Genomic DNA, 13,079 nt, shown 5'->3' on the forward strand with positions numbered 1-13,079 from the left:
CGAGGCTCGCGTCCACGACGGGGACGTCGGGGACGGCGGGCCCCGGCGGCGGCGGGGTCGGGGAGGCGACGGACGCGGTCGGGCTCGCCGCCGGGGGTGCGTCGGCCGAGGCCGAGCCGCAGGCCCCCGTCAGGGCGAGCAGTGCCACCAGCGCCGCCGCGCGCGCGGTGCGCACGCGGCGGCGGGCGGCGGGCGCGCCCGGCGGCCGACCGGCAGGGGCGGGTCGGTCGCCGGGCACGTCACGCCTCACGGTGCGTCTCCTGACGGGGGAGGTCAGCGACGCGACGTGGCGCGCTGGGCCACCTGACGCCCGGCCACGGCCAGGCCGGCGAGCCCGGCGGCGACGAGCATGGTCAGCGCGACCGGCAGCACCGTCGAGCGCTCCGAGGCGAGGCCGACCTGGCCGGCCTGGACGCCCGCGGGGCCGGAGTGCAGACCCGAGACCGTCTGCGTCGCCAGCGCGAGGTTGCCCGCCTCGGCGGAGCCCCACGCGTAGACGACCGTGAGCGCACCCTCGGTGACGCGGACATCCGCCGGGCCGAGCAGCGCGGGCTCGGTGGTGCCGGCCGCGACGACCGACGCCGAGACGGTGCCGGCCGGCAGGTCGAGCGTCTGCTCGTTCGGGTTGGTCAGGTTCGACACGACGGCGCTGCCGCCGGCGAGCACGTCGACGCCGGGGGCGGCCGCGACGTGGCGGACCGTGAGGCGTCCCTGGCCGGCCGCGGTCGCCTTGGTGTCGTTGGTGAACAGCGTGGCGGTCGGGTCACCGGACGCGCTGAGGTGCGCGACGGCCGTGTAGTTGCCACCGGCGGCGAGCGAGAGGTCCACGGGACCGATCGCCGGCGACGAGGCGTCCGCGGCGTCGGCCGCGGTGATGGCGACCGTGTACGTACCGGCGGGCAGCTCGAGGGGGCCCGCGAGCGTGCCGGGCGTGAAGTCGTCCAGCGTCCGCTCGCCGTTGACCCAGACGTCGACGGTGAGGTCCGGGACGCCGTGCAGCACCGAGAGCTTGGCGGAGCTGCCGGTGGCCGCAGCCGCCGGGAGCGCCGCGAACGAGGCGACGAGACCGAGTGCGAGAGCGCCGGCAGCGGTACCGGAGACGAGTCGTGCGCGCATCGTGGTGGTCCTTCCGTGGGGCCCGCACGGTGGCGGGCGAGGACGTGCTGACACCCCTACTTCCCTGCGAGGTGCGGATCCGGATGCACCTCGCGGGAAGTTTTTTCGCGGAGGTGGGCGCGGCGGGGTTTGCGCAACGGCGGTGTTGCGTAAAAAGGTGCCCTGACCTGCGGTGAGGCAGTCCTGCCTTGCTGGCGCGATCCGGGCGGCGGGGTTAGCGTCGAGGGACCGCACGTCCCGGTCCCACCCCCGGAGGTCCCCATGAGCACCCTCGCAGAGCTCCCCGCCGTGGCCGAGTGCTCGGTCGCCGGCTGCTCGTACAACGACCACTCGTCCTGCCACGCCGCGGCCGTCACCATCGGTGGCACGGGCGACGCGCAGTGCGCGACGTTCATCCCGCTGGGCGTCAAGGGCGGCCTCGACCGCGTCGTGTCGCACGTCGGCGCCTGCCAGCGGCAGGACTGCTCCCACAACTCCCACCTCGAGTGCGCCGCGCCGTCCGTGCGCATCGGCGCCGGCCACGACATCGCCGACTGCCTCACCTACTCCGCGCGCTGACGCGGCCGGCGGGCGTCAGCCCTGCGCGGTGAGGTCGAGCATCGCGCGGACCAGCGCCGCGGCCTCGGGGACGAGCTCACGCTCGCCCGGGAGCAGCACGGGCGCGACGGCACGCAGCGCCGCTGCGTCGTCGACGGCCCCGGCGGGGGAGACGACGCTCGCGTGCAGGAACGCGGCGAGCAGCGCGCGGGCGGCCTGCGAGTAGTCGCCGCCCGCGTCGACGGCGACCTCGGCCACGAGCACCGCGGTCACCGCGACGTCGAGCTCCGGGGTGCCCGCCCGGGCGTTCGCCCAGTCGACGAGCGCCGGGCCGTCCTCGGTGAGGATGACGTTGCCCGGGTGCAGGTCGAGGTGCACGACCACGGGCCCGCCGCCCAGGTGCGGCCAGTCGCGGTCCTGCGGCAGGTGCCACGACGCGGGGGCGGGCACGGCGTGCAGCATGCCGTGCAGGTCGGCCATGACCTGGGCGGCGTCGGCGAGCGTGACCTCGCCCGCGCCCAGCGCCTGCAGCAGCGTCGGCCCGTGCAGGCGGGTCATGACGATGTCGGAGCCGCCGGCGTCGATGACGTCGGGCGCCGGGAAGCCGTGGTCGCGCACGTGGCGCAGCAGCTCCACCTCGGGCGTCGCGTCACGGCCCTCGCGGTACCGGCGCAGCACGCGCGCGTCGTCGAGCGCGTACACGTCCGCCGAGGCGCCCTCGGCGAGCAGCGGGCCGGGAACGTCGGCGGGCGGCGCCGAGCCCTGCGGGACCACGTCACCGGGGTGCATGGGATCGACCGTAACGCCGTTCGGGGCGTCCTGTCGCGGGATCCGGTGCGGCGGCTCCCGCGGCCCGGGCGTCACCAGGCAGGGCCGGCCGGGTCCGGGGGGTCGTCCGTGGGCCACGCGTCCGCCGCGTGACGGCCGGGGCCTTGGGCCTCGTCCGGCGCGGCGCCGTACGGCCACAGGTCCGCGGTGAGCACGCCGGGCGGCAGCGTCGTCCCCACCGGCGCGGCGGCGCCCGGCACGGGGCGCCCCGCGGTCGGTCCGCTGCGGTGCTCGTCGGACGGGCCCGCCGGGCGGGGGATGCCGGTCCACGGCTCGGGCCGCGCCAGCTGCGCCAGGCGCTGCAGCGCGTCGGCGTGCGTCTCGGGCAGCGGCTCCACCCACACGCGCACCGGCTGCCGCACCGAGACGCGCACGTCGACGTCGGCGCAACGGCGCGCGATGTCCGCCCGCAGGTCGGCGACGCTCCCCTCGACGTCGTCGTCGGTGCGGGTGAGGACCGCGAAGACGCCGCCGCCGAGGGTCGCCATGGGGTGGCCCGAGCCGAAGGCCTCGCGCAGCGCAGCGCCGACGGCGGCGGACCGCGCGGCGCGCATCATGCCCGTGACGTGGCCCGCGGCGGCGTCGACGACCGTGATCCCGTGCAGCAGGGCGGGGTCGACGTCCTCCTGCTCCGCGTCCAGGTACGCCTCGGCGAGCCGCACCCCGAGGTACTGCTGCGTGGGCAGGCCCGTCTCGGGGTCGACGCACGCCCCGGTGGTGACCAGGACCGCCTGCGCGTCCGCCCAGCCCTCGTTGAGCGCGCGGACGGCGTCCATGGGGGGCAGCGGCCGGCCCGTCGAGCGGTAGAGGCAGACCAGGTCGTCGAGGGCCTCGCCGATGCCCACACCGTGCTCGCCGCGGGCGCGGCCGAGCTCGAACGCGGCCGACGCGGTGTCGCTGTCCGCGAGCACGGCCACGGCGAGCGCGTCCACCGCGGGGTGGTACCAGTCGGAGGGGCGGCGCCACACCGACGCGACGCTCTCCTCGCGCCAACGCTCGCGCAGCCCCTCGGGGAGGGCGTACCCGTCCTTGCCGATGTTGGTGGTCACACAGGAAGGGAGGGCGTGACCGGGGGATCATGACGCGGTTCGCGACACTTTCACCCGATCGGCCCCTCTCGCCCCCCTCCGGCCCGGCCGGTGCGGCGGGTCACCCGGCGCCCCGACCAGGCGCACGCGCCGTCCGGCCGGGGGTCGGTCGGGGTGCCACGCGGGGTCGTCGTCCGCGTCCCCGACCTGCGCAAGCGCTTCACCCCACCGGGTGCAGGGGCCGGTTACACGGGACGCAGCGTCCTGTTCATCCCTTCGGTCGGATATGGCAGGCTGTGTCGGCGAGGCCGCCCGGGTGGACGACGGCCCGACGGCGACCTGACGGGGACGCGGCGTGACAGCAGGCGGGAGCGGCCACGGGGTCATCGAGGATGACGCCGCTCTCCTGCGCGCCACCCGGGAAGGTGACGCCACGGCCTACGGCCACCTCTACGAGCGGCACGCCGGCGCCGCGCTCGTCGTCGCCCGGCAGTACACCGACTCCGCCGCCGACGCGGAGGACGTGGTCTCCGACGCGTTCGCCAACGTCCACCGCGCGCTGCTGGGCGGCGGCGGTCCCGAGATCGCCTTCCGCGCGTACCTGTTCACGGTCGTGCGCCGCGTCGCCGCCGTGCACCGCACCGCGGGCCGCCGCACCCAGCCGACCGACGACGTCGCGACCCTCGAGACCGCGTCGACCCCGGTCGAGGCCGCCGAGGAGCCCACGCTCGCCGGGTTCGAGCGCAGCGTCGTGGCCCGGGCGTTCCGCTCCCTGCCGGAGCGGTGGCGCGAGGTCCTGTGGCACAGCGAGGTCGAGGGGCTGACGCCCGCGCAGATCGCCCCGATCATCGGCCTCACCGCCAACAGCACGGCCGCGCTGGCCTACCGTGCGCGCGAGGGCCTGCGGCAGGCGTACCTGCAGCAGCACCTGCAGGACCCGCTCGACGACGGCTGCCGCGCGGTGGCCGGCAAGCTCGGCGCCCACGTGCGCGGGGGCCTGGGTGCCCGGGACACCCGCCAGGTCGAGCAGCACCTCGACGAGTGCGGCGACTGCCGGGCGCTGGTCCTGGAGCTCGGGGACGTCAACCACGGCATGCGCGCCGTCGTCGCCCCCCTGGTCCTGGGGCTGCTCGGGCTCGGTGCGCTCGCCCACGAGCTGCCCGTGGGTGGTGGCCTCGCCGCGGGTGCGGCTGTCCTGGGCCAGCCGGGCGGGGCGGCGGCGGGCGGTACGGGTGCGGGCGCGACGTCCGGCGGTGCGGGGGCCGGCGCCGGTGCGGCCGGCACGGGAGCCGTCACCTCGGGGACGGCCGCCGCCGGCGTCGCCACCGGGAGCGCGGCCGCCGGTGCCGCCGGGGTGCTCGCGGGCGTCTCGGCCGGTGCGATCGCCGTGGCCGTGGCCGCCGTCGTGGTCGTCGCCGCCGCGATCGTCGGCGCCGTGCAGCTGCTCGCGGGGCCGGACGCCGTCGTCGCCGACCCGACGCCCGACGTGTCCGGCGCGTCGCAGACCGCCACGGCCACACCCTCTCCCGGCGCGAGCGCGTCGGCGCCGCTCCCGGCGTCGCCGACCGCACCGTCCGCCTCGCCGGACGCCGCCGCGGGCGGCGGGGACGACGCCGCCCGTCCGGGGCGCACCCCCACGCCGTCGACGACGCGCACGCCGGCCGCCCGTCCGGGGTCGACACCGGGTGCGGTTCCCCCGCCGCCCGCGCCGACGTCGGCACCGACGGCCGCGCCCACCGCCGTGCCCACCGTCGCGCCGACCGCCCAGCCCACCGTCGCGCCCACACCCGCGCCGACCCCCGGCCCGACGCCCGTCCCGACCCCGGCGCCCACGCCGCGTCCGGCCGACGTCGTCGTGGCGGCTCCCGTGGGTGGCATCGTCCTCACCGCCGGGGTCGCCGGTCAGGCCGTCGAGCTCACCGTCAGCAACGCCGGCGGGCAGCCTGCGGCGTCGCTCGTCGCGGACGTCGCCCTGCCGCCGGGCCTCACGCTGGTCGGCGGACCCGCCGCGGGCGTCGGGTTCGGGTTCGCCCGCGCCGACGCCGCCGCGTGGTCGTGCGTCACGAGCGGGATCGGGGACGCCGCCACGTGCACCCTGGGCGAGCTCGCCCCGGGGCAGGACGCCGTCCTCAGCCTCGAGGTCGCCGTCGACGAGGCGTACCTGGCCTCCGGTGACGAGGCGGTCCGCGTGCGGATCTCCGGTGCGGGCGGCACCTGGCAGCCCGCACCGATCGTCGTGAACGTCGCCCCCTCACCGGCGCGCCTGGCGTTCGGCGAGCAGATGCCCGGTGAGGTGCAGCTCGTCGTCGGCCGCACCCGCACGCTCGGCCTGCCCGTCCGCAACGCGGGCGGCACCGCCGTCGACCGCGGCGAGCCCGCCGTCGTCGCGGTCGAGCTGCCCGCCGGCGTCAGCGCCACCGCCGCGGCGCCCTGGGCGTGCGGCCGCGCCGCCGGCACCTGGACCGTGTGCCGCCACACCACCCTGGGGGCGTTCGAGACCTCCACGCTCGTCCTCACCCTGAGCAGCCCGAGCGGGACGGCCCCGGGCGCCGGGACCGCGACCGTGCGGTTGTCCCCGGCCGCGCACCGCCCGGCCGAGACCCGCGACCTGGCGTACACGCTGGTGCGTCCGGCGGTCCTGACCGTCGAGGTGCCGGCGGCGCTCGAGGTCGCCCCCGGCACGTCGCGTGACCTCGCGGTCGGCGTCGCGAACACCGGCGACCTGCCCGCGTCCGGCGCGACCCTGACCCTGGCGGCCCCGGCAGGCGCGTCGATCGCGCAGGCCCGCGGCGAGGGCTGGGCGTGCACCGCAGGCGGTGCCACGGTCAGCTGCTCGGCGACGCCGGCCCCGGGTGCCGCGGGGACGCTCACTGCCGCCGTGGACGTGCCCGTCGGGACCGTCGGGCCCGTCGGCGACGTCACGGTCACCCTCACCGCCCCGGACGCCGACGGTCCCGCCCAGGCGAGCACGGTGGCCCTCACCGCGGTCGAGCCCGTGCTCTCCGTGACGGACGCCGCCGCCGTCGTCGACGTCCTCAACGGCGGGACGCTCGCGTTCGTCGTCCGGGTCGCGGGGGAGCGGGACGACGCGCGTCCGGCCGCGGCGGCCGCCGACGTCCGCGCCACCGTGACCCTCCCGCCGGGGGTCTCCCTCGACCCTGCGACGGTCGGCAGCGGGACGGGCGCGTGCACGGCTGCGGGCACCGTCGTCACCTGCGCGCTGGGGGAGCTGGCCGCCGGGGTGGTCGAGCCCGTGCAGCTGCGGGTCCGGGCGGCCGGTGCCGTCCGCGGCACGGTCGACGTCCGCGTGACCGCGACCGGTGCGCAGCCGGTCGGCACGACCACGCAGATGGTCGTGGCGTCCGCGAACCTCACCCCCGTGTGGTCGGGCGTCGGCGACCTGCAGGTCACCGAGGTCGGCGCACCGCTCCTGCTGTGCGCGGACCCCTCGGGCCGGCCGTGCGCCGCCGTCGACCGGGAGCGCGACAACAACGGCCTCGACATGCGCCCGCTCGACCAGGTCCCGCCCGACGGCCCCCGCGCGAGCGTGCCCGTCTCGTCGCAGACCCGTCTCGACCTCCCCGTCGACCGTCCGGTCGTCTGGGCGGGCCTCTACTGGTCGGCCGTCCGCGGGTCCGGCGACGCGTGGAGCGGCCCGCTCGACACCGCGCGGCTGCGCGCACCGGACGGCACGTGGACCGACGTGGTGGCCGACTCCGTGATCCAGGTCCCGGACTCGAGCGGGCGCCGGTACTACCAGGCGGCCCTCGACGTGACCGAGGTCGTCGCGGGTGGGGGAGGCGGCCTGTGGACGCTCGCCGACGCGGCGGTCAGCGCCGGCCGCACCGACCGGGACCCCAGCTACTACGCCGGGTGGTCCCTGGTCGTCGTGCACGGCACCACGGCCGCACCGGGGACGGCCGACGTCGCCTCCGTGACCGTCCACCAGGGTGGCGCGTGGATCGGGACGGCCACCGCGGCGCCCGCGTTCGTGTTCGTCGGCGAGGCCGGTGCGCGGACCCGCATCGGCGTCGTCGCATGGGACGGGGACCGTGGCACGACGGGCGACCGGCTCACCCTGTCCGACGTCGGGCCGCTGACGCCGCTGCGCTGGGACGGCAGCCGCGTCGTCGACGGCGGGTCCTCGAGCAACGCCTTCGACTCGACGGCGACCGGCTGGCTGTACCCCAACTCCCTGGGTGTCGACGCCAAGGGGTTCGCCGAGGTCACGCTGCCGTCCGGGGTGGGGACGCTGACGCCCAGCACCGGGGGCGACCAGTACCTCATCGGCGTCGTCACCGTGCGCACCGCGCCCCCGGGGTCGGGCACACCCGCCAGCTAGCGGGAGCCTCCCCCCGCGGGGGAGGTGCGCTGCCGGGCCGGACGGGGTCCCCCGATCCCGTGCACCGGCCCGGCAGCGCGTGTCCTCAGCGGGCGTCCCCCGAGCCGCTGAGGACGTCAGGGGTGCTCGCCGGGGTGTCGTCCACCGGGTCGAGCAGCCGGAGGTGGGGCAGGCGGGTGCCCAGGTCGCGCACGTCGCCGGCGGTTCCCGGCACGAGGGACAGCGCGGCGTAGGTCTCCGCGCCGGGCAGGGCGTCCTGCGCGAGCTCGAGCAGGAGGTCCGCGGTCTCGGCGATCTGGGTGGCCGAGGGGCGCGGCCGGTGCGTGCCCGGCTCGTCGTCCGGCAGGCTGACGTAGAGCACGAACCCCGCTCGCGGTCCCGGGGCGGGAGCGAGCGGCGGTGCGGGGGCGAGCGGAGGTGCGGACGGGAGGGCGGCGCGTCGGCCACGCAGCCGTGCGGGTGAGGTCATGGGTGACTCCGGGTTCGGGTGACCGGCGGCGGGGCCTGCAGCGGTCGGTGGGAGGGGCGGCGGGGTCGGGTCAGGACCGACAGCGGCGCGGACACCACCCGAACGTATGCGCGCGTCGGCGCTGGGCGCGCGCACGGGACGTCTCGGGACTCACCGGACGATCGTGGCACGTGCGGCGGTGCGAGCCCAAGGGGTTACCGGGCACGTCTCAGGTCCTGGGATCGCTTCCACGGGCAACCGTGGCCGTCGGAAGCGGCCCGGGGCCGACCTCGCCGGCGTGGCGGCCGGCGCGTGGGACGCCTGTCAGACGATGCCGTAGAGCCGGTCCCCGGCGTCGCCGAGCCCCGGCACGATGTACGCCTTCTCGTTCAGTCGCTCGTCGACGGCGGCCACCACGACCTGCACGTCCGCGCGGTCCCCCACGAACTCCTCGACCACGCGGATGCCCTCGGGGGCCGCGATGAGGCAGACGGCGGTGACGTCGCGCGCCCCGCGCTGCAGCAGGTAGTCGATCGAGGCGACGAGCGTGTTGCCCGTCGCGAGCATCGGGTCCAGCAGGTAGCACTGCCGGCCCGTGAGGTCGTCCGGCAGGCGGTTCGCGTACGTGATCGCCTCGAGGGTCTCCTCGTCGCGCTGCAGGCCGAGGAACCCGACCTCGGCCGTCGGCAGCAGGCGCGTCATGCCCTCGAGCATGCCGAGCCCGGCGCGCAGGATCGGCACGACGATCGGGCTGGGGTCCGCCAGCTTGACCCCGGTCGTCGTGGCGACCGGGGTCACCACCTCGACCTCGCGGGTGCGCACGTCGCGCGTCGCCTCGTAGGCGAGCAGCGTCACCAGCTCGTCGACGAGCTGGCGGAACGTGGGGCTCGGCGTGTTGGCGTCCCGCAGGACCGAGAGCTTGTGGGCGACGAGCGGGTGGTCCGCGACGTGCAGGCGCATGACCGTCAGGGTAGTGCGAGGATGCCCCCGGTCGCCCGGGACACCCGGCGGGCGGCGGCGTGGCGTGCGTCGCACGACGCAGGCGCCCGGGAGGGGAGGTGCGCGTGGCCGAGCAGCCGCACGTCGTCGTCGGTGCCCCCTCACCGAGCGCCACCGCCGCGGACGAGGCCGCGATGGACCTGGCGCTCGCGGAGGCGCGGGCCGCGCTCGCGAGCGACGACGTGCCGGTGGGGGCCGTCGTGCTCGGGCCGGACGGCGCCGTCGTCGGCCGGGGGCGGAACACCCGCGAGGCGGACGGCGACCCGACGGGCCACGCCGAGGTCGTCGCGCTGCGGGCGGCCGCCGCCGCGCTGGGACGCTGGCGGCTGGACGGCTGCACGCTGGTCGTGACGCTCGAGCCGTGCCTGATGTGCGCCGGGGCGGTGCTGCAGGCCCGCGTGCCGCGCCTCGTGCTCGGGGCGTGGGACGAGAAGGCGGGTGCGTGCGGCTCGCAGTGGGACGTGGTGCGCGACCGCCGCGCGCTGCACCGCGTGGAGGTCGTGCCGGGAGTCCGCGCCGAGGAGTCGGCGGCGCTGCTGCGCGACTTCTTCCACCCCCACCGCTGAGCACGGAGCACCGAGCGCCGCGCGCCCCGGCGGCGTCAGGGCAGGCGGTCCGCCAGCGCGGTGAGGGTCTCGCTGGTGCCCGCGTCGAGCGTCAGGGTCGCGTACCCGTCGCCACGGGTCGCGCCGCGGTTGACGACGACCACGGGCCGGCCGGCCAGCGCGGCGTGGCGGACGAAGCGGCGCCCCGAGTGCACCGTCAACGACGACCCGGCGACGAGCAGCGCGTCGCCCGCGTCGACCATCGCGTACGCCCGCTCGACGCGCTCGCGCGGCACGTTCTCCCCGAAGTACACGATGTCCGGCTTGAGCACGCCGCCGCACGGGCCGGCGCCGCCGTCGGGGTCCGGGCCCCAGCAGTCCTGCACCCGGAAGTCGGCGGTCTGCTCGACGACCGCGTCGGCGTCGGGGGCGATCTCGACGTCGGCGACCTGACCGACCCGCTCGACGAACCCCGGGTTGAGCGCCTCCAGCCGGTCCGCGAGCGCCGCGCGCGGCACGACGCGGTGGCACCGCAGGCAGACCACCCGGTCGTACCGGCCGTGCAGGTCGATGACGTTGCGGGATCCCGCGGCCTCGTGCAGCAGGTCGACGTTCTGCGTGATCACCCCGTGCACGGTGCCCCGCTGCTCGAGAGCCGCCAGCGCGCGGTGCCCCGGGTTCGGCAGCGTGCGGTGCACGTGCCGCCACCCCACGTGGTTGCGAGCCCAGTAGTGCCGCCGGAACGCCGCGTCCCCGACGAACTGCTGGAACGTCATCGGTGTGCGCGGCGGGGAGTCCGGGCCGCGGTAGTCGGGGATCCCCGAGTCCGTCGAGACCCCCGCGCCCGTCAGGACCGTCAGACGGCACCCGGCGAGCAGCGCGACGACGTCCGCGAGCGTGCCCCGGGTGGCGGGGACGGCCTGCGGGGTGCTCACCGCCCCACGGTACGACGGGCGCACCCGGGGCCGCCGCCGGAGCGGATTGGGTCCGACGGCCCCGAGCGGGTACTCTGAGCCGCCGAGGTAGCGTGTCCGAGCGGCCTAAGGAGCACGCCTCGAAAGCGTGTGTGGGTGAAAGTCCACCGTGGGTTCAAATCCCACCGCTACCGCCGCGAGAAGGGCCCCGAGCCTCTGACCAGCAGGAATGCTGATTTGAGACTCGGGGCCCTCCACATACCCTCCAAGAACTGCGTCATTCTGCGTCGTCGACTTCGAGCACGTCTCGGATGTTCGGGGCCTGGTGCGACCGCTGGACGTACGCGCGGATGGTCGCCGTGCCGCTGTGGCCGAGGAGCGCGGCGGCGGTCGCGTCGTCGTACGCACGAGCGACCCTCGTGGCAGTCGTCTTGCGCATCGTATGGGTGGTCACCCACGCCAGGTCCGAACCCTCGACCAGGCGCGTGAGCTCGGTGCGGATGGCACCGGGCTGACGAAGCCGTCCGCTGGTCATCGAAGGGAACCAGAGCCGGTCGGGCCCGCGGTCCAGTCCGAGCGCAGCCGCCTCGCGCAGGGCAGCCACACCGTCACGGGTCAGCGGCACGACACGGTGGCCGGCCGCGCTCTTCGCCATGGGCTGGCGGATGAGGCCGCGGGACGATGCCGGGACGACGGTCGCCCCGACAGTGACCGTGGGCATCGGGCCGTCCAGCATGACGTCGGCGGACGTGAGCGCAAGGACCTCGCCCACTCGCAGCGCCGTCGCGAGCTGTACCCGTAGGACGCAGGCGGCCTGGACTGCCGCGACCGGCTCGGTGACGCCGCGCAGGATGCCCAGCATCTGGCGCAGCTCGTCGTCGTCGAGCGCGCGGACCGGCTTGGTCCCGCGGGGGATGGCTGCCGTGTGGTCGGCAGCGTTGCGGTCGACGGCGCCGTGGCGGACGGCCAGGGAAAGGGCCATGCGCAGGATGGACCGGAGTGTGCGGGCGTTGCCCGGCCGCTGCGCGGCGAGTGCCTTGAGCAGGCGGTCGAGCACGGGTGTCGTGGCCGCGTCGAGGGTCAGGTCGGTGAAGCCCGCGCGTGCTGCCACCGCGATGTTGTGGCGGTACGTGACGATGCTCTGGTCGCGCAGGTCGGGCAGGCGCTCGGTCAGCCAGACATCCAGGAGTCGGCCGATGGTCGTCTCGCCATGCAGCTCGTCCGCCGGGGCTTCGCCGGCGCGAGGCTGCAGTGTCTGCGCCGCCTCCCTGACGGCGTTCATCGCCGCGGCCTTGGACGTCCGGGTCCGCTGCAGTCGCCGTGCCCTGCCGCCCGCGTCGCGCGCCCAGGTACCGGCCACGTAGCCGCCGTCGACTTTCTTCACCCAGACCTCACCCGCGACCTGCGCGGCCTTCGCTGGCCTGCCCATCAGGCCGCGACCTCGGCTTCACCTCGACGTACGGCGCGGTAGGTGACGCCAAGTACGTCGCACCGGGATCGGCGAGCTCGTTCTACGAACCGGCCGTGGGCAGCAAGCTTGAAGAGGTCGCAACACGCGTCATGGACAAGCGGCTCCTTCGCCTTGCCGAGGCGGCGAGCCGAATGGGGGACACCGGCGTGATTGAGTACGTCACCAACAGTCCAGTAGCGGCGAAGTTCTTCGAGGATCGGATGATCGCTCTGGGGCTCCGAGGCTACGTCCGACTCGTCCCGTGAGAGGTTCGAAAGATGCCCAACTCCGTAGTCGCCGTCGCGGACGGTGACTTCCGGTTCGACCCGTCAGCCGTCTTCGACGTGGTGGGCGCGACCTGGCCGCGTAGCACGTTCGCCGGGGTGAGCGGTCGGCTCTCTGAGCTGTCCGCGGGACAGATCACCGTGCTGGAAGGCGAGGAACTGGCCGCGCTGGTCGAGGTGGACGTGGCCGGGGAGGCGCTCGACATCGACTGGCGGACGCCAGAGACGCTCGCGCAGGTCGTCTCGGTCATTACCAGCCTTCCGGATTTCGCTGGCGGCTCCACGGTCGTCCTGACGGACTGGGCGGACACGCTCGTCGAGTTGCACCCCGGGATGACGGCACGAGACCTGCTCGCAGCCCGGGGTGACGTGCTGTAGTCCGTCGTTCGCACCTTGGTGAGCTCCCCGTGCTTCCGCATGGCTGACTGTTCGGGGAGGGGGCCTGATGCACGAGTAGGTGACACCCATCTGTGGCGCCGCAGGCGCCGCTGGAAGGATGTGCACCGTGCCCAGGCCCTATCCCAAGGAGTTCCGCGACGATGTCGTGGCCGTGGCTCGCCGCGGGGATGCTCCGATCAAGCAGGTCGC

12 protein-coding genes, 1 tRNA gene and 1 pseudogene are annotated in these 13,079 nt (G+C 76.1%); 6 read left to right on the forward strand and 8 right to left on the reverse strand.

All coding sequences use genetic code 11. The annotated features are described in order from the left end of the window. Positions 1–250, reverse strand: a pseudogene (locus Cph01nite_RS18520) (hypothetical protein); the annotation flags it as partial. Positions 251–273: 23 nt separating this feature from the next. Continuing rightward, the gene (locus Cph01nite_RS18525) at positions 274–1,116 is read right to left on the reverse strand and encodes a DUF4397 domain-containing protein (RefSeq protein ID WP_203676469.1); all 843 of its coding nucleotides are present in this window, start codon (positions 1,114–1,116) and stop codon (positions 274–276) included. 261 nt (positions 1,117–1,377) lie between these two features. On the opposite strand from Cph01nite_RS18525, the gene Cph01nite_RS18530 reads away from it, so the two are divergent. Continuing rightward, the gene (locus Cph01nite_RS18530; protein WP_203676470.1) at positions 1,378–1,674 is read left to right on the forward strand and encodes a DUF1540 domain-containing protein; all 297 of its coding nucleotides are present in this window, start codon (positions 1,378–1,380) and stop codon (positions 1,672–1,674) included. A gap of 15 nt (positions 1,675–1,689) precedes the next feature. Here the strand turns inward: Cph01nite_RS18530 and Cph01nite_RS18535 are convergent, their stop codons facing one another. Then, entirely contained in the window at positions 1,690–2,442 is a 753-nt protein-coding gene (locus Cph01nite_RS18535; protein ID WP_203676477.1) for an aminoglycoside phosphotransferase family protein, read from the reverse strand. A gap of 71 nt (positions 2,443–2,513) precedes the next feature. Then, positions 2,514–3,530 (reverse strand): hypothetical protein, encoded by a 1,017-nt coding sequence (locus Cph01nite_RS18540; RefSeq protein ID WP_203676479.1) that lies wholly within the window; start codon positions 3,528–3,530, stop codon positions 2,514–2,516. Between the two features lie 334 nt (positions 3,531–3,864). Between Cph01nite_RS18540 and Cph01nite_RS19275 the strand changes: the two genes are divergently transcribed. Then, positions 3,865–7,851, forward strand: a complete 3,987-nt coding sequence (locus tag Cph01nite_RS19275) for a sigma-70 family RNA polymerase sigma factor (protein WP_203676481.1) — start codon at positions 3,865–3,867, stop codon at positions 7,849–7,851. Between the two features lie 85 nt (positions 7,852–7,936). Here the strand turns inward: Cph01nite_RS19275 and Cph01nite_RS18550 are convergent, their stop codons facing one another. Together Cph01nite_RS18550 and upp are read right to left on the reverse strand one after the other, a co-directional pair. After that, positions 7,937–8,320, reverse strand: coding sequence for a hypothetical protein (locus Cph01nite_RS18550; RefSeq protein ID WP_203676483.1), 384 nt, complete (start codon positions 8,318–8,320; stop codon positions 7,937–7,939). A 303-nt stretch (positions 8,321–8,623) separates the two neighbouring features. Then, positions 8,624–9,259 (reverse strand): uracil phosphoribosyltransferase, encoded by a 636-nt coding sequence (gene upp, locus Cph01nite_RS18555; protein ID WP_203676485.1) that lies wholly within the window; start codon positions 9,257–9,259, stop codon positions 8,624–8,626. 104 nt (positions 9,260–9,363) lie between these two features. Between upp and Cph01nite_RS18560 the strand changes: the two genes are divergently transcribed. After that, positions 9,364–9,864, forward strand: a complete 501-nt coding sequence (locus tag Cph01nite_RS18560; RefSeq protein WP_373307606.1) for a nucleoside deaminase — start codon at positions 9,364–9,366, stop codon at positions 9,862–9,864. A gap of 35 nt (positions 9,865–9,899) precedes the next feature. On the opposite strand, the gene Cph01nite_RS18565 is transcribed toward Cph01nite_RS18560, so the two are convergent. Further along, positions 9,900–10,778, reverse strand: a complete 879-nt coding sequence (locus Cph01nite_RS18565; protein ID WP_203676487.1) for a Sir2 family NAD-dependent protein deacetylase — start codon at positions 10,776–10,778, stop codon at positions 9,900–9,902. An 86-nt stretch (positions 10,779–10,864) separates the two neighbouring features. On the opposite strand from Cph01nite_RS18565, the gene Cph01nite_RS18570 reads away from it, so the two are divergent. Then, positions 10,865–10,951, forward strand: a tRNA-Ser gene (locus Cph01nite_RS18570). Between the two features lie 83 nt (positions 10,952–11,034). On the opposite strand, the gene Cph01nite_RS18575 is transcribed toward Cph01nite_RS18570, so the two are convergent. Further along, a complete protein-coding gene (locus tag Cph01nite_RS18575; RefSeq protein ID WP_203676491.1) occupies positions 11,035–12,186 on the reverse strand; it encodes a tyrosine-type recombinase/integrase in 1,152 nt (383 codons plus the stop codon). Here Cph01nite_RS18575 and Cph01nite_RS19425 point away from each other — a divergent pair. Together Cph01nite_RS19425 and Cph01nite_RS18585 are read left to right on the forward strand one after the other, a co-directional pair. Further along, complete coding sequence (locus Cph01nite_RS19425; RefSeq protein WP_505661177.1) at positions 12,078–12,473, forward strand: restriction endonuclease fold toxin-2 domain-containing protein; 396 nt, start codon at positions 12,078–12,080, stop codon at positions 12,471–12,473. The genes Cph01nite_RS18575 and Cph01nite_RS19425 overlap by 109 nt on opposite strands. Before the next feature lie 12 nt (positions 12,474–12,485). Beyond that, a complete protein-coding gene (locus tag Cph01nite_RS18585) occupies positions 12,486–12,869 on the forward strand; it encodes a hypothetical protein (protein ID WP_203676495.1) in 384 nt (127 codons plus the stop codon). Positions 12,870–13,079: the final 210 nt, after the last annotated feature.

It is taken from the genome of Cellulomonas phragmiteti, from assembly GCF_016862775.1.
Classification (GTDB): domain Bacteria; phylum Actinomycetota; class Actinomycetes; order Actinomycetales; family Cellulomonadaceae; genus Cellulomonas; species Cellulomonas phragmiteti.